At 69.5% G+C, this 17,400-nt stretch carries 19 protein-coding genes; 9 read left to right on the top strand and 10 right to left on the bottom strand.

Annotated features, from left to right (window positions below):
• Positions 1–78: 78 nt before the first annotated feature.
• The 4 genes from BpN12_RS12800 to BpN12_RS12785 all read right to left on the bottom strand — a co-directional run bounded on the left by BpN12_RS12800 (position 79) and on the right by BpN12_RS12785 (position 2,435).
• Positions 79–594: a periplasmic heavy metal sensor gene (locus BpN12_RS12800; RefSeq protein ID WP_246792951.1), complete on the bottom strand. Its 516-nt coding sequence runs from the start codon at positions 592–594 to the stop codon at positions 79–81.
• Positions 591–1,010: a hypothetical protein gene (locus tag BpN12_RS12795; RefSeq protein WP_246792950.1), complete on the bottom strand. Its 420-nt coding sequence runs from the start codon at positions 1,008–1,010 to the stop codon at positions 591–593. Before BpN12_RS12795 ends, BpN12_RS12800 begins: the two co-directional genes overlap by 4 nt.
• Positions 1,010–1,753, bottom strand: coding sequence for an RNA polymerase sigma factor (locus tag BpN12_RS12790; protein WP_425306266.1), 744 nt, complete (start codon positions 1,751–1,753; stop codon positions 1,010–1,012). Before BpN12_RS12790 ends, BpN12_RS12795 begins: the two co-directional genes overlap by 1 nt.
• Before the next feature lie 382 nt (positions 1,754–2,135).
• On the bottom strand, positions 2,136–2,435 hold the full coding sequence (locus BpN12_RS12785; protein WP_246792948.1) for a hypothetical protein: 300 nt from the start codon (positions 2,433–2,435) through the stop codon (positions 2,136–2,138).
• Between the two features lie 210 nt (positions 2,436–2,645).
• Between BpN12_RS12785 and BpN12_RS12780 the strand changes: the two genes are divergently transcribed.
• The 3 genes from BpN12_RS12780 (at position 2,646) to BpN12_RS12770 (ending at position 5,032) form a co-directional block, all read left to right on the top strand.
• Positions 2,646–3,203 carry a nucleotidyltransferase domain-containing protein gene (locus BpN12_RS12780; protein ID WP_246792947.1) on the top strand — a complete coding sequence of 186 codons (558 nt, stop codon included), beginning with the start codon at positions 2,646–2,648 and terminating at the stop codon, positions 3,201–3,203.
• Between the two features lie 244 nt (positions 3,204–3,447).
• A complete protein-coding gene (locus BpN12_RS12775; protein ID WP_246792946.1) occupies positions 3,448–3,645 on the top strand; it encodes a hypothetical protein in 198 nt (65 codons plus the stop codon).
• Between the two features lie 301 nt (positions 3,646–3,946).
• Complete coding sequence (locus tag BpN12_RS12770) at positions 3,947–5,032, top strand: hypothetical protein (protein ID WP_246792945.1); 1,086 nt, start codon at positions 3,947–3,949, stop codon at positions 5,030–5,032.
• A gap of 61 nt (positions 5,033–5,093) precedes the next feature.
• On the opposite strand, the gene BpN12_RS12765 is transcribed toward BpN12_RS12770, so the two are convergent.
• Positions 5,094–5,891 (bottom strand): polysaccharide lyase family 7 protein, encoded by a 798-nt coding sequence (locus BpN12_RS12765; protein ID WP_246792944.1) that lies wholly within the window; start codon positions 5,889–5,891, stop codon positions 5,094–5,096.
• 450 nt (positions 5,892–6,341) lie between these two features.
• On the opposite strand from BpN12_RS12765, the gene BpN12_RS12760 reads away from it, so the two are divergent.
• The 3 genes from BpN12_RS12760 to BpN12_RS12750 all read left to right on the top strand — a co-directional run bounded on the left by BpN12_RS12760 (position 6,342) and on the right by BpN12_RS12750 (position 8,553).
• Entirely contained in the window at positions 6,342–7,256 is a 915-nt protein-coding gene (locus tag BpN12_RS12760) for a LysR family transcriptional regulator (protein ID WP_246792943.1), read from the top strand.
• Positions 7,257–7,444: 188 nt separating this feature from the next.
• Positions 7,445–7,903, top strand: a complete 459-nt coding sequence (locus BpN12_RS12755) for a GNAT family N-acetyltransferase (protein ID WP_246792942.1) — start codon at positions 7,445–7,447, stop codon at positions 7,901–7,903.
• Positions 7,900–8,553: an FMN-dependent NADH-azoreductase gene (locus BpN12_RS12750; protein ID WP_246792941.1), complete on the top strand. Its 654-nt coding sequence runs from the start codon at positions 7,900–7,902 to the stop codon at positions 8,551–8,553. Before BpN12_RS12755 ends, BpN12_RS12750 begins: the two co-directional genes overlap by 4 nt.
• 55 nt (positions 8,554–8,608) lie before the next feature.
• On the opposite strand, the gene pdxR is transcribed toward BpN12_RS12750, so the two are convergent.
• Positions 8,609–10,126, bottom strand: a complete 1,518-nt coding sequence (gene pdxR / locus BpN12_RS12745) for a MocR-like pyridoxine biosynthesis transcription factor PdxR (protein WP_246792940.1) — start codon at positions 10,124–10,126, stop codon at positions 8,609–8,611.
• A 352-nt stretch (positions 10,127–10,478) separates the two neighbouring features.
• Between pdxR and BpN12_RS12740 the strand changes: the two genes are divergently transcribed.
• Positions 10,479–11,690, top strand: a complete 1,212-nt coding sequence (locus BpN12_RS12740) for an NAD(P)/FAD-dependent oxidoreductase (RefSeq protein WP_246792939.1) — start codon at positions 10,479–10,481, stop codon at positions 11,688–11,690.
• A 114-nt stretch (positions 11,691–11,804) separates the two neighbouring features.
• Here BpN12_RS12740 and BpN12_RS12735 read toward each other — a convergent pair whose 3' ends face one another.
• A complete protein-coding gene (locus tag BpN12_RS12735) occupies positions 11,805–12,320 on the bottom strand; it encodes an RrF2 family transcriptional regulator (RefSeq protein WP_198256655.1) in 516 nt (171 codons plus the stop codon).
• 283 nt (positions 12,321–12,603) lie between these two features.
• Complete coding sequence (locus tag BpN12_RS12730; protein ID WP_246792938.1) at positions 12,604–12,837, bottom strand: hypothetical protein; 234 nt, start codon at positions 12,835–12,837, stop codon at positions 12,604–12,606.
• A 382-nt stretch (positions 12,838–13,219) separates the two neighbouring features.
• Between BpN12_RS12730 and BpN12_RS12725 the strand changes: the two genes are divergently transcribed.
• Together BpN12_RS12725 and BpN12_RS12720 are read left to right on the top strand one after the other, a co-directional pair.
• A complete protein-coding gene (locus BpN12_RS12725; protein ID WP_246792937.1) occupies positions 13,220–13,996 on the top strand; it encodes an SDR family oxidoreductase in 777 nt (258 codons plus the stop codon).
• A 374-nt stretch (positions 13,997–14,370) separates the two neighbouring features.
• Positions 14,371–14,664 (top strand): hypothetical protein, encoded by a 294-nt coding sequence (locus tag BpN12_RS12720; RefSeq protein ID WP_246792936.1) that lies wholly within the window; start codon positions 14,371–14,373, stop codon positions 14,662–14,664.
• A gap of 342 nt (positions 14,665–15,006) precedes the next feature.
• Here the strand turns inward: BpN12_RS12720 and BpN12_RS12715 are convergent, their stop codons facing one another.
• Positions 15,007–16,254: an energy transducer TonB gene (locus BpN12_RS12715; RefSeq protein ID WP_246792935.1), complete on the bottom strand. Its 1,248-nt coding sequence runs from the start codon at positions 16,252–16,254 to the stop codon at positions 15,007–15,009.
• Between the two features lie 59 nt (positions 16,255–16,313).
• Complete coding sequence (locus BpN12_RS12710; RefSeq protein WP_246792934.1) at positions 16,314–17,372, bottom strand: lysozyme inhibitor LprI family protein; 1,059 nt, start codon at positions 17,370–17,372, stop codon at positions 16,314–16,316.
• Positions 17,373–17,400: the final 28 nt, after the last annotated feature.

The raw sequence follows: 17,400 nt of genomic DNA, 5'->3' as shown, positions 1-17,400 counted from the left end.
ATGAGGGTTTGACGAAGGGCAGCGGGCGCGCCGTTCGATGGCGGCCCGGTCGTGCGTGTTTCGTGAACGGCCCGCGACTCAGCCGCCGTCGGGCTTGTTCCCGTCGTGCGCGTTCTTCTCACGCGCGTTCTTGGCGGCGGGCTGGCGCCACTGGCCGCTGTGCCGGAGCCCGTCGGCGAAGCGCTGGCGCTCCTCGGGCGTCAGGCTCGCCGCGAAATCGGCCACGCTGCTCTCGACCTGCGCGCGCAGATGCATGTCGGCCTCGCGCGTGCGCGCCAGCGCCTCGTCGAGCGCGGGGCGGTCGAGTTGCGGCATGGCGAGCAGGTCGAGCACGTCGCGGCGGCCTTCGCGGCCCTCTCGTGCGTAGACGCGCGCATCGCGGCGCGCCGCCTTCAGCGCCTCCGTGAACTCGTGCTGCCGCTCGGCCGGCAGCGCCTCGGCCGCGAAGCGCAGCGCCACCTTCGGCGCGTGGGCGCCGCCGGCGTCGTGCTGGCGCGCGTACCACTGATAGGCGCCGCCCGCGATCGCGCCGAGCAGGAACACGTTCAGCACGACGGACGCGGCGAGCAGCAGGGTGGGGGTACGGCCGTTCATTCACCGCTCCAGTCGTCGGTCGATCCACCGAAGCTGGTGGTCAGGTAGGTGCTCTCGTGCATCGCCGCGGGCGCGCCCGCGAGCAGCGCCGACGACATCGCGAGCGCGCCGGCCAGCACGCCGAGCGCGCCCACGCCGGCCATCGCGGCGCCGGACCACCAGAGCCGGCCGCGCGTCCAGGGCCGGCGCGCGGCCGGTGCCGTCGCGACGATGTGCTCGACGAGCGCGTGGCCGGCCGGCGCGACGTGGTGGGCGCCGAGCCAGCCGTCGAGGTCGGCGGCCTCGGCGAGCAGCGGGCCGGCCGCCTCGGGATGCGCGCCGGCCCAGGCGCGCGCGGCATCGCGTTCGGCGTCGGGCCAGCGGCGCGAATCGGCGCCGTAGGCCTCGACGATGTTGCGGAATCGTTCGGGTGTCATCAGATTTCCTCGCTGCGGCCGGGGGCGGCCAGTTGCGCGCGCAGATTGCGCCGGGCGCGCGAGAGCAGGCTCTCCAGCGCGTCCACCGTGATGCCCATCAGGCCGGCCGCCTCGATGTTCGACAACTCCTGATAGTAATGGAGCACGAGCGCCTCGCGCTGCCGGGGCGGCAACGCGGCCAGCGCGTCACGCACGCGCGCGTCGCGCTCCTGCGTCTCGAGTCGCGCGTCGGCGCGCGGCTGCGGGTCCGGCTCGTCGGGCAGCGTGTCGGCCGGCTCCTCGCGGCGGCCGCGCAGCCGGTCGTAGCAGAGGTTCAGCGCGACGCGATGGAGCCAGGTGTCGAAGCGCGCCTCGCCCGTCTTCCAGCGCGGCGCCTGTTTCCAGATCCGGATGAACGCCTCCTGCGCGACGTCCTCGGCTTCCATGCGGTCGCCGAGCAGCCGCGTGGCGAGCGCGAGCAGGCGCGGCAGCTTGCGCGCGACCAGCGCGCGCGCGGCGCCGGGATCGCGTGCGCCCACGCGCGCGAGCAGTTCCGCGTCGGGATCGCGTTCGCTCACGTGGCGGGCTCGCGGTTCGGCGGCCGCTCGCGCGGCCATGGTGGCGGTGGGGCGCGCCGCTGCGCGCGCCGGACTGGCTTCACGGGTCAGGACTCCCTGCGGAACGGCTTGGACGCCCGGCCCGGCCGCGCCGTCACGCGCCTGCCGCGTGGTGGACGGGCGGGGGCGGGCCGGAGGCGCGGGCATGGCGGCGGTCGATCCGTTCATCGCGAACGGGCGGCGGCGGGCAGGCATCGGCGACGCCGAGGCGCCCGCCGCACGCGATCAATATACGACGACGGCGGCCGGCCGCACATGAACCGGCCGGGCGGGGACGACGACGCAACCGGCGAGCGTCGTCGCGACGAGCACGAGGATCGCGAACATTTTCACGAGAGGGACTCCCTGGCAAGACGATGGGGCGTGCCGGCGTGCCGGCGTGCCTCGGCCGCCGGGTGGCGGCACTGCGCACGGCGCGGGACGGCACGACTGACGAAGCGGACATGGCGAACGCGGCGGGGACGACGGGCGCGGCGGCGCGTGGTGAAACGCGATGACCTCGACGCTCGGGCGCCCGTCGTCCCGACGCTCAGGCCCAGTGACCCGGCACCCAGTGCCAGTTCGGACCGTGGGCGACCCAGTGGCCCGGCACCCAGTGGTAGCCGACGCGCACCGGCTGCCAGTGGCCCGGCTGCCAGATATAGGCGCCATGCGCCCAGCGCCAGCGGCCGTGATCCCAGACGTAACCGGCGCGCGCGGGCGGCACGACCTCGTAGCGCGGCGCGGGCGGCGCGATCGGCGCGACGATGACGGCCTGCGCGAAGGCGCTGGTGGCGAGCGTCAGGCTCAGCGCGGCGGCGAGCCGGGCAGGATGGAACAGTCGTTTCATTGGATGGGCTCCCTGGATTGATCCGGCGCGATCGCGCCAACACTGCTTGAACGGAGCGAGGAGGGGAAATCCGTCGCTGGGGCGGAGAAATTTTTTGAGGGGGACGGCGGGCGGTTATCCGCATTGGGAGCAGGCGCTTGCGCGATGCCATGGTCGTCCCTAATATAGGGACATTCGTCCCTCAAATCGGGACGCCCTTAGAGGGTTTCGATGAGTCTCGCCGATTTCATGTTCACGCCGGCCCTGCAGCGCGTGCTGGGCGCCACGCTGCCTCACCCCGACCGCAGTTTCACGCTGAGGGAACTGATTCGACTCTCGGAAAGCGGCCGGGGGAACGCGCAAAAGCAGATCGACCGGCTCGTCGAGGTCGGGGTGCTGGTGGAGGATGATCGCAAAGGCGGGCAGCGCAGCATTCGCGCCAACCCCGGGTTCGTGTTCTATCCGGAACTGCTCGGCATCGCGCGGAAGTCGTTCGCCGTCGTGGAGCCGCTGCGGGAGGCGCTTGAACCGTTCCGGGACCGGATCGTCACGGCATTCGTCTTCGGGTCCGTCGCCAGGAACACGGACCACGGCCGGAGCGACATCGACCTCATCGTGATCGGCAGTGCCTCGCTGCTCGAGCTGTCGGAAGTTTTCCAGCTGGCCGAACAGCGGCTCATGCGCCCGATTAACTTTTCGTTGTATGCGCCGGCGGAATGGGCTTCATTGATTGACTCCGATCCGGTCATGAGACAGATTGCAGATGGCCCAAGCTTGAAAATTCTGTGATGCCACGCCCGGACGAATACGAAAATCTCAGTAGAACGAAAGCGCTCGAAGCCGTTGCGCCTACCGCGGACGCGATCGAGGGTTTTCTGCGCGACGCGGGGAATTATCGCGTGATTGCCAACGGCATCGAGTCCAAGCCCGAATTCGCGCTGCAGAAGTTCACGATGGCCTACGAGGGATATTTCAAATCATCCAGGCCGTCCTGGAGTTTTACGAAGTCCGCACCCGGGATGCCGGCCGGAACATGGTCATCCAGTTGGTTTCCAAGTCGCTGGGCGTGACGGCCGGCGAATTTGCATTCGTCACCAAGGCTCACGAACGCCGCAACGGCACGTCATACCGGTCGCCGTTTCCGCCGGTGTCGCTCGCCGAGGCTTCCGCGATGCTCGAGATCCTTGAAAAATACCTGCCCGTCGCGCGTGCTCTGATGGAGGCGCCGTAGCGCAGCCGGGACGGCCCGAAGCCGGCTTGCCCGCAGCGTCGCCGATGGGTGGGCGGCGAGCCGTCGAACCGAAAACCATATTGTCAGGTTTCTCCGGTCGCCCTACTATTCATGGCCCACAAAAACCGGAGACTTTCGTCGTGCGCGGAGAACGGCCCTGTTGCCGGCGCTTCGCGATCGAGAGCCTTGCCGTGACGTCACCGATGGCCTTCGCCTCGCCCTTTCCTGATTCGTACCGCCGATGATTTTCGCCAGCCCGTCTCGTTTGCCCAGCCCGCTCGGGCCGTCCGCCTTCGCGCCGGTGTCCGCGTTGATGCCGGCCGGCCTGCCGCCGGCGCGGCGGCTCGCGTCGCTCGCGCTGCTCGGCGCGATGTCGGTGCTGCTGAGCGCCTGCGAGCGGCACGGCGCGCACGACGCCGGCACCTCCGCCGCATCCGGTGCCGCGAGCGTGAGCGCGCCGGCCCCGACCGCCGCCTCCGCGACGCAACCGGCACCGGTCGCCTCCGACGCGTTGGCCGCGTCTTCCGCATCGGCCTCCACCTCGGGCCTCAAGCGCGCCGATCTGATGCACGCGGTGTTCCCGCACTGGCACGAAGGCAACGACCCCGGCGCGCGCGACGTCGAGGTCGCGCTACCCGAGCGCGACGATTCGGGAAGAATCCGCCGCACGGCCGGCGCCGCGAAAACGGCCGCGGCCCGCATCGAGATCGCGCCGCGCGAAGTGATCCGCCTCGACGACACGCACGCGGTGATGCTGACCGAAGGCGTCAGCGTCGACGACGGCGGCGTGCGCGACGACAGCTACGCGTCGGGCGCCTGGCTTGGCGCCTACTTCTTCCGCCACGACGCGACGGGCTGGGTGCTCGAGCAGCGCATGGACGGCGTGGACTATCTCGGCGTGGCCGGCACGCTCGGCGACACCAGCGTCGCGCGCATCGGTGCCGACGAGTTCGGCCTGATCGTGACGGGCGGCGGATGCTGGCAGGGCTTCTGCGGAACCTGGGCCTCGGTCTACGGCATCAAGCCGGGGCACGTCGCCACCTATGCGAGCACGATCCCGACCGACGGCAACAACCTCGGCGCGAGCGGCGATTGCGACGCGGCGCTGAAGGCGGCCGACACGGCGCACGGCGCCGCGAGCGAGACCGACGTGATCGCGACGACCGGCACGGGCAGCCCGCCGTCGTGCTTCGACATCAACGGCAAGCTCTCGCTCGCCACGGCCGCCGACGGCACGAGCGAGATGCGGATTCATTTCGACGGCGCGCAGACCTCGGGCTCGAGCGACGAGCCCGCCGTGCGCACGATCCATCAGACGGCGGTGTACCGGCTGCACGACGGCAAATACGTGCTGGCGACCGGGCACAACCCAGTGCCGGCGTTCTAGTCAGTATCGCGACCGCGCGCATCGCAACGAAGCACGCGACCGTGAGCGCGTCACGCGCGCATCAGCTGTGCGTGAGCGTCAGCGTGTAGAACTTGACGACGGTGCCCGGCGTGGTCAGTGGCGTGCCCGAGGTGGCGCTCTGGTCGTAGTTGCCGGCCTTGAAGTAGAAGCTCTCGCCGTCGAAGCTCGAATCCATCGTGAACGACTTCGAGGTGCCGTTCACCTTCACGCCGATCGTCGTGCCCGACAGGCTCAGCTCGTAGGTGAACGATTTGCCGAGCGTCACGCCGGCAATCGAGTAGGTATGCGAGGCGCCGCCCTGGTTGGTGTCCTCGAGCAGCAGCTGCACGTTGCCGCCCGACGTCACCTGCAGCTCGCAGAGCGGCTTGCTCGGCCCGTTGCCCTGGAAGATCTGCCCGACCGTGGTGGTCTTCGGCACCTGCACGACGGTGAGCGTCGCGTCGAGCCGGTTGGTGCCCGAGGTCGGCCAGATCGCGTTCTCGCGCAGCTCCGTGCGCGGATGCTGCGAGCCCGAAGTGGTCCAGCCGCGCGTCGGGTCCATCATCACCATCGCCCCGTCGGATTTGTCGGTATAGAAGTAGTACGGGTTGGTATAGCCGGCCGCGAGGCTGTCGCCGTTCACTTGCGTGACGCTGCCCGAGGCGCCGATCGGCAGTTGCAGCGTCCACGGCTTCAGGTTGAAGTTCGATCCCGGCGGCGACGCCGGATTGAGGTTGGCGGCCGCCACCACGGCGGCATCGTCGGCGAGGATCTCGGCCGACTGGCCGGCTACGGCATGGGCCGCGAACAGGCCGGCGCACAGCGCGGCGAGCGCGCCATTCACGATTTTCCCTTGCATTTGCGTCTCTCCTTGGTTCATCTGCGATGGATGGGTGAGGCTGAATGGCGGCGGCCGGAACGTTAATCGAAATTGCGGATGCGGATTATTTTTTTTATTTCGTGAGGCGTGCCGGTGCCATTTCGCACCGGCGCGCGGTCCCACTGTCGATTTGCAGAATCGAGTGTTATCGAATGGCGAATCAATACCGCGTAACGCGGATTTAATGCCGTGAAATGCCATGCCACGCGGTGCTTTTGGTGCGCTGCGCAAAACACCGGCCATGATTTACCGAAAATCGTGGCGAATCCGGATTAACCCGATATGGCGATCCGGGATGACGCGGAATCCGTTTTCGAAGCGCATCGGTTAATGCCTGGCAGGTCGCGCGATTCGGAGCCTACCGCTATCGATATTCGATGTAAAACGATACTATTCTATGGCTCATATTGACGGATTCGATGGATTGTGATGCTGCGCGAACTGAAGACGTTTCTGGCGGTGGTCAAGCACGGCACGTTCTCGGCGGCCGCCGCGCGCATCGGCATCACGCAGTCGGCCGTCAGCTCGCAGATCCAGCGCATCGAGGAGCAGCTCGGCGTGGCGCTGTTCGACCGCTCCGGGCGCACGCCGCATCTGACCCAGGCGGGGCAGGAGGCGCTCGCGCTCGCCACCGAGATGATGGCGCTGCACGCGCGCCTGCTGCGCGAGCCGAGCGAGGCCGAGAACACCGGCACGCTGCGGATCGGCGCCGTCGCGTCGGCGCAGGGCATGCTGATCGCGGGGCCGGTCACGGCGTTCCGCGCGGCGTTTCCGGCCTGGCGCGTCGAGATCTTCACGAGCGGCGGGCTCGCGCTGGTGAGCCAGGTCGATGCCGGCGAGGTCGATCTGGCCGTGATGAGCCGGCCCAACTTCACGCTGTCCGAGGCGATCGAATGGCGGCGGCTCGCGCTCGAGCCGTTCGTGCTGCTCGCGCCCGAGGGGATCGCCGCCGCTTCGTGGCGCGCCGCGTTCGCGTGCGCGCCGTTCATCCGCTGCGCACGGCATACGTTCGCCGGGCAGCTCGTCGATCAGTTCCTCGCGCGCGAGGGCATCCGCGTGGACGACGCGATCGAGGCCGTCGATTTCCATTGCATCGCGCAGCTCGTCTCGCGCGGCGCCGGCATCGCGCTGATCCCGCGCAACGTCGACGAGCGCGCCTGGCCCGCGGGCGTGATCGCGTTCGACCTCGGCGCGCACACCTTCCATCGCGAACTCGGCATCGTGCAGAAGGTCCGGCACGGGCGGCATCCCGTGATCCGGCGTTTCGTCGACGAAATCGACAAGGCGCTGACGGCGGCCTTCGGCGCGACGAACCCCGGCTCGCACGATTCGCGTATCGATTGATCGGCAATCCGAAGGAAGCGGATGAAACGTGCCGATGCCATGCCGGGCGGCCGTGAGCTGATTTTGTTGCGCGCTTTCGCAGCGTGCGCGCCTGACGCGATGTCCTAGCCGTTTTAATTTTTTCTGGCTCTGTCGGCCGTGACGTGGCGAGGCTATCTTGTCGCTTACAAAATCATCATGGAGCGAGAATGGACCCCGTAATCGAAATCCGGCATCTCGATACGCCGGCCGATCTGACGGCCGCCTACGACGTGATGCGCGCGCTGCGTCCGCACCTGAGCGGCGTGGACGCGTTCGTCGCGCAGCTCGACCGGCAGCGCGCCGAGGGCTACCGGCTGCTGGCCGCCGTGGACGGCGCGCGCGTGCTGGGCCTGTCCGGCTACCGGCACCAGACGAACCTGCTGTACGGCCGCTTCGTCTACGTCGACGATCTCGTCGTCGATCCGGCCTTGCAGCGCCACCAGATCGGCGCGCGCCTGCTCGACGCGACGCGTACCATTGCACGCGAGAGCGGCTGCGCGCATTTCGTGCTCGACACGGGCCTGCACATGCCGCTCGCGCAACGCTTCTATTTTCGTAACGGGATGCTCGCGAAAGGCATGCATTTCGTCGAGCCGCTGACCGCCCTGGAGACGACACCACGATGAAACTGCTGCTGCTGAATGCGAGCCCGTTCGGCGAGGCGAGCCACGCCTACGGGCTCGCGCGCGAGACGGTCGACGCGCTGCACCGCCAGGAGGCCGCGGGTGGCCGTGAATTCACGCTGATCGAGCGCGATCTGGTGGCCGCGCCGCTGCCGCCGATCGCGCCCGGCTACGCGAGCGCGATCACCTCGCGCACGCCCGATGCCGGGCAGTTCACGCTGTCGGAGGAACTGGTGCGCGAGATCGAGGCAACCGACTGCCTCGTGATCGCCACGCCGATGCACAACTTCACGGTGCCGGCCGCGCTGAAGCTCTGGATCGACTACGTGCTGCGGATCAACCGCACGTTCAAGGGCACGCCGGAAGGCAAGGTCGGGCTGATGCAGGACCGGCCGACCTTCGTGATCGTCGGCTCGGGCGGCATCCACAGCGGCCCGAACGCGCGCCAGGCCGATTTCCTCACGCCCTACCTCGGCTATGCGCTCGGCACGATCGGGATTCGCAACGTGCGCTTCTTCCTGCTGCAGGGGCTCGTGATGGGCGAGGCGGCGGCGCAGGCCGAACTCGCGCGCGAACGCGCCGCGCTGCGCTGCTACGTGCCGTTCTCGGAACTGCCGGCGATCGACGCCGAGCAGCCGGCCGCCGCCACCTGAGGCCGCGAGGTATCGAGGTATCGCGGTATCGGGCGCGGCCGGCAGCGAGCCGCGCTCATTTCTTTCCCGTTTCCTTCGCGTCACCGCGCGGCCGCGGCTGGTCCTCGTAGACCTGCCGCAGCAAGCGCGCATAACGCTGCGCCGCGTCGCGATCGACCACGTTGGCGAAGCCGAGCACGGCGCCGCGCCGCGTCTGCTTCGCGCGGCTGTTCGCATACCACTCCGACAGCGCGCTGACGCCGAGCCCCGCCTCGCGCGCGCGCGCGGCGAAGCCGAGATCGTCGATCGCGGCGGCGCCGTCGAAGCCGAGCGCCAGATGCATGCCGCCCGGCGGCACGTCGATACGCAGCCGCGCGCCGAACGCGTCGCGCAGCGCCTCCACCATCAGCCCGCGACGCTCCGCATACAGCGAGCGCATCCGTTTCAGGTGCCGCGCGAAGTGGCCCTGCGCGATGAAATCGGCCACGCCGGCCTGCAGCAGGTACGGCGAGGCGGCGTTCATGGTCTGGCAGATCCGCAGCAGGCGCGCGGTGGCGCGCTCGGGCACCACCACGTAGGCGAGCCGCAGGCCCGGCACCATTACCTTGCTGAACGTGCCGCAATAGATCACGCGGTCGTGCCGGTCGAGGCTCTTGAGCGCGGGCAGCGGGCGCCCTGCGTAGCGGAACTCGCTGTCGTAGTCGTCCTCGATCACCCAGCTCCCGGCGCGCGAGGCCCAGTCCAGCAGCGCGATGCGCCGCGACAGCGAGAGCGTGACGCCGAGCGGGCTCTGATGCGACGGCGTCACCACCGCGAAGCGCGCCTCGGGCGCGAGTGCCTCGCCGCGCTCCACCATCAGCCCCTCGCCATCGACCGGCACCGGCACGAGTTCCATGCCCGCATCGACCAGAAAGCGCCGCGCCAGCAGATAGCCGGGATCCTCGAACCACATGCGGTCGCCCGGCGTGGCGAGCGCGCGCAGCACCAGCTCGAGCGTGGCGCGATAGCCGCCCGTCACGAACACCTGGTCCGGCGTGCATTCCACGCCGCGCGACAGGCCGAGATAGGTGGCGATCTTCTCGCGCAGCAGCGGGTAGCCGCGCGGATCGGGATAGGCGAGCGAGGCCGTCTCGGCGCGCCGCAGGCGGTAGGCGACCAGCCGGTTCCAGACCTTGCGCGGGAACGCGTCGAGCGCGGGCAGCCCCGGCTGCAGCGGCAGCGGTTCGCTGCCGCGCTCGCCGAGCGGGCGATCGGGATGGGCCGCGGCCGGCTTGTCCTTCGGCGCGGCGGCGCCGGCGCGCGTGCCGCGCGCGGCACCGCGCAGCGCCGCCGGCAGCGACGGCGAGACATAGGTGCCGGCCGCGCCGCGCACCTGCAGATAGCCCTCGTCGACGAGGATCCGGTAGGCCATCTCGATCGTGCCGCGCGCCGTGTTCAGCTCGGTGGCGAGGCCGCGCACGGCCGGCACGCGATCGCCGGGGCGCAGGTGCCCGGCGCGGATCGCGAGCTTGAAGCGTTCGCAGATCTGCAGATAGACGGGCAGCTGCAGGCGCCGGTCGATGTCGAGCTTCAGGTCGCGGTCGCGTTGGGTCATCGGGGTGCCTGTTGGACTGGTCCGGTGTGATGAATCGTGCGGAATCGGTGGGCCATCATTGTCGCATGACGAACGCGGCGCTGCCGCCACGCCGACCGTTCCGGCGAAAATCATCCGGATGAAAATTGCGGCGATGATCGTAACTTGGACTATGACTGTCGCAAGCGTGACATGGCATGGTCGATCCTGGAAAGATATCTAGCGCAAAAAACCTGTGTGGCTTTCGGCTTGCAATCACTAACTACGACAAATACAATCCGAGTTACGTGATGTGGCGGATGAGGCTGGTGCCCTGATGGCGCCGTGCCGCCGCATCGTTCGAAGCCGTGGCTTGCTACCAGGAGAGAGAAACGTGTCAAAACGCATCGTTGTGATCGGCGCCGGATTCGCGGGCATGTGGAGCGCGCTGGGCGCCGCCCGCCTGCTCGACGGGCATTCGCGCACCGACGTGGAAATCGTGGTGATCGCGCCGGAGCCCGTGCTGCACGTGCGCCCGCGCCTCTATGAAAAGAATCCGGGCGCGATGAAGGCGCCGCTGTCGGCGCTGTTCGAGGCGGTGGGGGTGAAGTTCGTGGCCGGCTACGTGACGCGCATCGAAACCGCGAACCGGCGCGTCGGCATCGCCGACATCGGTGCCGATGCGGAAAGCCGCGATCTCGGTTATGACCGCCTCGTGCTGGCGGCCGGCAGCCGGCTGGCCATGCCGCCCGTCGAGGGACTCGCGCAACACGCGTTCAACGTCGACCAGACAGGCAGCGCGGCCGAACTCGAAGCGCATATCCGTGGCCTGGCCGCGCGTCCCGCCAGCGCCGGACGCAACACGGTGGTGGTGGCCGGGGCCGGCTTCACCGGCATCGAGACGGCGGCCGAACTGCCGGCGCGCCTGCGCGAGGCGCTCGGCGCCGACGCGGCGGTCGAGGTGATTCTCGTCGATCGGGCCGCCGAACTCGGGCCGGACCTCGGCCCCGGCCCGCGCCCCGTGATCACGGAGGCGCTGACCGAACTGGGCGTGACCTGGAAGCTCGGCGCGGGCGTGGCGTCGGTCGACGCGCACGGCGTGACGCTGGCCGACGGCGAACGCATCGCGGCCGACACCGTGGTCTGGACGGCGGGTGTCCGCGCCAGCGTGCTGGCCGCGCAGATTCCGGGCGGGCACGATGCGCTGGGGCGCCTGCGCGTGGATGACAACCTGAAGGTGGAAGGGGTGGACGCGGTGTTCGCGACCGGCGATTGCGCCTACGCGGCCACCGACGACGCGGGCAATCACGCGATGATGTCGTGCCAGCACGCGATGGGCCTCGGGCGCTCGGCCGGCCACAACGTGGCGGCCGACCTGCTCGGCGAGGCGCCGATCCCGTACCGCCAGCCCAAGTACGTGACCTGCCTCGATCTCGGCCCGTGGGGCGCCGTGTACACGGAAGGATGGGAGCGCGAGGTCCGGCTGCGCGGCGCCGAGGCCAAGGCGCTCAAGCACCAGATCAACTCGGAGTGGATCTATCCGCCTCGCGCCGATCGCGCCGAGGCGCTGGCCGCCGCGGATCCGATGCGGGTCGTGGTGGCCTGAGGCAGGAAGGGAAACGCGAGGCACCCGCCGGGGTTTGGCGGGCGCCGCAGCGGTGTTCCGCTTGCCGGCGGCCCGCTGCCGAACCGGCGAGGGCCGCCGCCGTTGTTGATCGGATCAGCGCCGGCGGGCCGCCGCGCGATCCTCGAACCACTTCACGACCTGCGGGCCGAACGTGCGCGGTGCCTTCGACGAGAAGCGCCCGGCGATTTCCGCGAGCGACTGCGAGGCCAGCGATTCGCGCATGCGCTTCTCGGCCTGCTGCATGGCCGAATGGATCGCACAGACGCCGCTCGTGGCCCAGGCCGGTTTGGCGCCCTCGAACACCGCGCAGCGCTCGCGGATCTCCCGGCATTCGAACAGCGCCTTGTCGCCGTCGATCGCGCTGACCACGTCGAGCAGCGAGATCTGCTCGGCGGGCCGCGCCAGCGCGAAGCCGCCTTTCGCCCCCTCGGTGGCGATCACGAGGCCGGCCTTGTGCAGCTTCGTGAACAGCTTCGCCAGAAAATCCACCGACACGCCCTGCAGCTCGGCCAGATCGCGCACGCTCGCCTCGCGCACGCCCGACGGCGGCTCCGTCAGGTACAGCAGGCAGTGCAATCCGTATTCGACACCTGAACTGATGTGGGCCATCACAACTCCGACTTTTTTAATCCGAATTAGCGTAGCGTGTAACGGCTCGCGGCGCAACCGCGCGAGCAGGATGTGTGGCGAAGTGGAGTGAGTCGGGAAACGATCGCGGGGAAGGGAGGGCGGCGGGGAAGCGGGCAACCGGCGGCGGCCGGGGCCGACACGCGTTGCGCGTCGGTGGGTTCCGATGCGGCCGTGGCCGGCCGCTAGCGCGCGGCGGCACCGCGAGCGCGATGCCGGGGCGGCGGTATTTACCGTGCCGCCGTGCGCGGCGCACGAAACGCGCTCACTGCTGCGCGAGCCATTCGTCGATCGAATCCCGGGCGCGCTGCTCGACCATGCTGATCGCCATCAGCACGTCGATCTTGGTGCGCGGGATCGTCAGCTCGATGGGCGGCAGCGTCGTGTCGCGATGCGCGTCGTCGACGCCGTGGATCTTCGCGCTGCAATGCCACTGCGTGCCGGTATCGTCCGGCAAGACGTCCGTGGACACGCGAAACCCACGATGCTCGAAAGACATATCTCCTCCTGGTCTACTGCGATGTGCAAGCGTATCGAAAGCCCGCGGCGAGCCGCCGCAGGTGGTGTCATGCTAGCACCTTCGCCGCGTGGCCGCCGCGAGACGGGGCGCGCGCGGGGCGGGGCGCCGGGCCGCTGCCAGGCGTGTGTGGCTGAGGTGCGCCGCGGCCCGATCGGGCGCTTGTCGGCAAGTGGCCGGGCGGGCGGGCGAACGCGCCGGGCCGCGAACCGCGAACCGTCAGCCGCCATCAGTCAGCCCTGCCGAGCCCCGTCGCCGTTCTTTTTGTGATCCAGCCACCCGCCCGCGCGAGGACTTCCCTACACTGGCGCTGGGCGGCGCGCGCCGCTTTCACTCATCAGCGACATCACAGGAGACTCACGACATGGAATCGACCGCCACCTCCAGCCCCGCACCGCGCATCGCGCTCGTGACCGGCGCGGGCAGCGGGATCGGCCGCGCCGCGGCCAACCGGCTGCTCGACGACGGCTTCACGGTGGTCGCGGCGGGCCGCCGGCCGGAGCCGCTCGCCGAGTTCGTCGAACAGGCGAAGGCGCGCGGCCGCGAGGCGCTGGCCGTGCCCGTCGACGTGCGCGACGCGGCCAGCGTCGATGCGCTTTACGCGACCATCGAGCGGACCTACGGCCGGCTCGACGTGCTGTTCAACAACGCCGGCGTCAACGCGCCGGCGATCCCGATGGACGAGCTGAGCGTCGAGAAATGGCGCGACGTGATCGACACCAACGTGACGGGCGTGTTCCTCTGCGCGCGCGGCGCGTTCGCGCTGATGCGCCGCCAGTCGCCGCGCGGCGGCCGGATCATCAACAACGGCTCGATCTCCGCGCACACGCCGCGGCCGTTCACGTCGCCGTACACGGCGAGCAAGCACGCAGTGCTGGGCCTGACGAAGAGCATCGCGCTCGACGGCCGCGCGTTCGACATCGCCTGCGGCCAGATCGACATCGGCAACGCGCTGACCGAATTGTCGGAGCGGATGCAGCGCGGCGTGCTGCAGGCCAACGGCACGACCGCGAGCGAGCCGATGTTCGACGTCGCGCACGTGGCGGACGCGGTGGGCTACATGGCGAGCCTGCCGCTCTCGGCGAACGTGCTGAACATGACGGTGATGGCGAGCGGGATGCCGTTCGTCGGCCGCGGCTGAGGGTGTCGGCGGCGCGTGTGCCTGCTGCCGATGCCGGCCGGCAGGCAGATTGAAAGCCATACGCGCCGCATGATCCGGAAAGCCACCTCGATATTGCTTAATATCCGAAACGCCGTTCAATTATCTCCTGTCAGGAGTTAAATCGAATGAAATTCGTTCGATCGGGTTTCGGATCGAATTCGATTTAGTCTGATACCGAAGATTCTGATTTAGAATCGCCGTCGCGCGTTGCGAACCACGTTTTCTGCATTTCACGGGGATCTGCTGTCACTCGCTGGCGCCGCCCGCGCATGACATCGGAACAGAATTACAACATCGAGGCCAAGGTGAAATTCATTAAGTGGCTGATCGGCGACGCGATCAGGGATTTTCGCTTGAAAAAATTGAAAGCCGATTTCGACCGGCACTGCCCGAACGAGCGGATGGCCGGCACCATCGACGGCTACTGCGGCATCGGCATGATGATCGGGCGCGCCGAGCGCGACGCCGGGCAGGCCGCCCATGGCCACGCGAAGCTGCTCGACGTCTACAGCAGCAGCCTGGTGGCCGAGCTGGCGCAGCATCGGGAGTACGCGCGGCGCGCCTACCGGATCGGCGTCGAGAGCGTGCAATATTCGGGACGCAGGCCGTCGCGCGCGCTGCCCGAGGCGCGCCGCGAACGTCGCTGAGTGGAAAAAGATCCGCGCCGCTCGCGGCGCGGACCGTCAAGGCACTGGATAATGCCGCCGGAATACGGGCCGGCGGTATTTCCGTGCGACGTATCCACTACGCCGCGGCGGAATAATCGCACGAATGGAATAAAAAAAGTATGGCCGATTGTAAAATCCACTGCCATGACCGCCAGCCAATAACCACGCCCTACGGTTATTCGCAGTTGCCGGCTTTCTGCAATCGATTGCGCAAACGCTTGCGCCCGGATTAGTGGAGCCGGTCTTCGAAATATTCGCCGATGAACATCGCGGCGGCGCCGGCGCCGGCCCCGGTCCGACTCGAATCGGGCCGGCGCCGCGTTATTGCCCGGCGCGGATTGTCAGCCGGAACGCGGCCGGCGTGCCGCCGCCGGTATCGGGCGGCAGCGGCGAGGCCGCGCGCACGGCGCGCAGCACGGCGTCGTCCCAATCGGCGTTGCCGCTCGACTTCACGATCGCGGCCGACTGCAGCGTGCCGTCGGCCGCGCTGCGGATCTCCAGCTCCGCCGCGTAACGACCGGCCACGCCGTGCCAGGCGATGCGCGGCACGATCCGGCGCTGCACGCGCTCGAGATAGGCGGGCGTGGCGGCGTCGGGCTCGGGCGACGCGGCGGCCGCACCCGGCGTGCCCGGCGCGGGCACGGCAGACGAAGAGGATGAAGCGGACGGCGAGGACGAAGAGGGTGCGGCCGGCGCGGCCGTCGCGTCATCGGCGTGCAGCCGCGCGATCGCGTCGGTCTGGATCGAGATGAGCAGCCAGTCGCGCTGCGGCTGCGGCATCGCCATCACGGCGTGCTGCATGGTGCGCATGTTGTGGCACCAGGCGGCGGGCGGCGTGTTCTCCGGATCGGCGGCGGCGATCGCGAGCGAGCGCATCGCCTCGGGGTCGCGCTGCAGTTGGGCGGCGATCGCCGCCGACAGCGCCTGCTTGCCCTGGTTGCGCTGCTCGGGGTTGATGGTGGCGATCGGCGTCTTCAGCGCGGTGCGCTTCAGCGATTCATAGGTGATGCGGAAGTAGTCGTCGATCTCGTGCTCGGAGAGGTTCGCGAGCGACAGGTAGCGCAGCACCACGGCGTTCATGTTCTTCAGGCCGCCGCAGTCGGCGGGTGCGGCGTCGAGCACGCGCGTGCCGAGCGCGATGAAGGTCGAGCGGTCGGCCTGCGAGACGCGCAGCGAGCCCTCGCTGAACAGCTCGGTGCGCTGCATCGCGATCGAGCGGCCGAGTTCGTTGGGCCCGGCGTTGCCGAACAGGCGGCGGATGTCGGGGTCGTCGAGCATCATCTGGCGCCAGTGCGCGAGGATCGCGGCTTTCGGCGAATCGGGATCGATGCCGTATTGCGCGACGAACGCATCGGTGTTGGCGTGTTCGAGCGTGAGCGGCGCGGCGCCGGACAGCGGCGTGGCCGGTGCCTTGGGCGCGCTCGCGGTGGCCGGCGCGGCGGCGCCGCTGGTCGGGTGGCCGCCCTGCGCGCAGGCGGCGAGCAGCGCGAGCGCGGCGGCGCCGGCGGCATGGCGGGCGAAGCGAGCGATGCGGGCGATGCGAACGACGGAGCCGGGGAGAGTCGGCATGGCGGCCTCGGTGGATGCGGTGCAGGCAATCTAGCACGCCACCGGGGCGGCACGCAGGACTACGGCATCATCGTCACGCGGACGGTTTCGCCGGGGCAGGTCCGGGTGTTGGCCGCGGCGATCGTCTTCGGCAGCCGGTGCTTGTCGGCCGCGACGTTGGTGTAGTAGCGCATCGCGGCGGGCGCGGGCGGCGCGCCCGCTTCCCAGACGGCGGCCCACAGCCGGCCGCGGTCGTCGCTCATCAGCACCGACTTGGTATCGCAGGCGATGCCCTGCACGAACATCGAGGTGACGCGCGCGCCGTTGCCGTCGAGGTTGTCGGCCTGCGTATCGACGGCGCCGGCGGTGGCCACCATCGTCGCGTAATCCTTGCCGAGCAGCCGGTGCAGCGCCTCGTCCTCGGCGGCGCTGCGCGCCACGCCGAGCGAGAGCAGCGTGGGCGTGGCGTTCGGGTCCTTCGCGGCAGCCACGTAATCGCCGCTGTAGTAGACGCCCACGCCGGCGCCGCAGGCGAACGCGTCGCCCTGCTGGTCCACGTGCAGGCGGTTCAGCACGCGCCGGAACGTCAGCGTGCAGCCGCGCGTGTCCATCTTCGCGTTGCCGACGTAGCGCGCGAGGTCCGGCGACGAGAACGTGGCGGTCTCGGACAGCGCGCCCGAGTTCGCGCCCGTGACGGCGTCGAAGCTGAACGAGAAGTGCTGCGCGTCCACGTGCGAGATGTCGAGCTGAGCGCCGGCATGGCCGCTCGCGTCCACGCGCTGCCAGCGCGTGTCCCAGCGGAACGGCGTGCTCGCGTGGCGCAGCACCACGAGGCGGTCGGCATAGAGGTTGCGCAGGCAGACGGCGTCGCCGCAGGCGTCGCGCGAGGCCAGCCAGGCGCGCTGGTCGGCGCGCCAGTCGGGCGAATTGCCGACCTGCGCGTAGAGCGCCTGCAGCGCGTCGTCCTGCTTCGAGAGCCGCGGGTCGGCGCAGATGCGCTTTTCGGTCGGCGTCGCGGCCTTCGCGCAGTCGAAGCTCGCGGCCCGGGCGGTGGCGGGCAGCGCGCCGAGGGGCAGGGCGGTGAGGGCGGCGATCAGCAGCGTGCCGAGCGCCGCGGCCCGGTCGGTCGAGGAATTCATACGTCTCCGTGGGATGGGCGGCGCAGGC

This window comes from Burkholderia perseverans (genome assembly GCF_022870505.1).
Taxonomy (GTDB): Bacteria; Pseudomonadota; Gammaproteobacteria; order Burkholderiales; family Burkholderiaceae; genus Burkholderia; species Burkholderia plantarii.
The sequence above is the reverse complement of the archived record's forward strand: the minus strand, read 5'-3'. Positions and strand labels throughout refer to the sequence as shown.

Bases quoted from the DNA above. Each gene is read 5' to 3' on its own strand.
- BpN12_RS12710 (WP_246792934.1), bottom strand. From the start codon at position 17,372: ATGAATTCCTCGACCGACCGGGCCGCGGCGCTCGGCACGCTGCTGATC.
- BpN12_RS12790 (WP_425306266.1), bottom strand. From the start codon at position 1,753: ATGCCCGCGCCTCCGGCCCGCCCCCGCCCGTCCACCACGCGGCAGGCG.
- BpN12_RS12785 (WP_246792948.1), bottom strand. From the start codon at position 2,435: ATGAAACGACTGTTCCATCCTGCCCGGCTCGCCGCCGCGCTGAGCCTG.
- BpN12_RS12795 (WP_246792950.1), bottom strand. From the start codon at position 1,010: ATGACACCCGAACGATTCCGCAACATCGTCGAGGCCTACGGCGCCGAT.
- BpN12_RS12750 (WP_246792941.1), top strand. From the start codon at position 7,900: ATGAAACTGCTGCTGCTGAATGCGAGCCCGTTCGGCGAGGCGAGCCAC.
- BpN12_RS12775 (WP_246792946.1), top strand. From the start codon at position 3,448: ATGGTCATCCAGTTGGTTTCCAAGTCGCTGGGCGTGACGGCCGGCGAA.
- BpN12_RS12765 (WP_246792944.1), bottom strand. From the start codon at position 5,891: ATGCAAGGGAAAATCGTGAATGGCGCGCTCGCCGCGCTGTGCGCCGGC.
- BpN12_RS12730 (WP_246792938.1), bottom strand. From the start codon at position 12,837: ATGTCTTTCGAGCATCGTGGGTTTCGCGTGTCCACGGACGTCTTGCCG.
- BpN12_RS12735 (WP_198256655.1), bottom strand. From the start codon at position 12,320: ATGGCCCACATCAGTTCAGGTGTCGAATACGGATTGCACTGCCTGCTG.
- BpN12_RS12760 (WP_246792943.1), top strand. From the start codon at position 6,342: ATGCTGCGCGAACTGAAGACGTTTCTGGCGGTGGTCAAGCACGGCACG.
- BpN12_RS12715 (WP_246792935.1), bottom strand. From the start codon at position 16,254: ATGCCGACTCTCCCCGGCTCCGTCGTTCGCATCGCCCGCATCGCTCGC.
- BpN12_RS12800 (WP_246792951.1), bottom strand. From the start codon at position 594: ATGAACGGCCGTACCCCCACCCTGCTGCTCGCCGCGTCCGTCGTGCTG.
- pdxR (WP_246792940.1), bottom strand. From the start codon at position 10,126: ATGACCCAACGCGACCGCGACCTGAAGCTCGACATCGACCGGCGCCTG.
- BpN12_RS12725 (WP_246792937.1), top strand. From the start codon at position 13,220: ATGGAATCGACCGCCACCTCCAGCCCCGCACCGCGCATCGCGCTCGTG.
- BpN12_RS12755 (WP_246792942.1), top strand. From the start codon at position 7,445: ATGGACCCCGTAATCGAAATCCGGCATCTCGATACGCCGGCCGATCTG.
- BpN12_RS12780 (WP_246792947.1), top strand. From the start codon at position 2,646: ATGAGTCTCGCCGATTTCATGTTCACGCCGGCCCTGCAGCGCGTGCTG.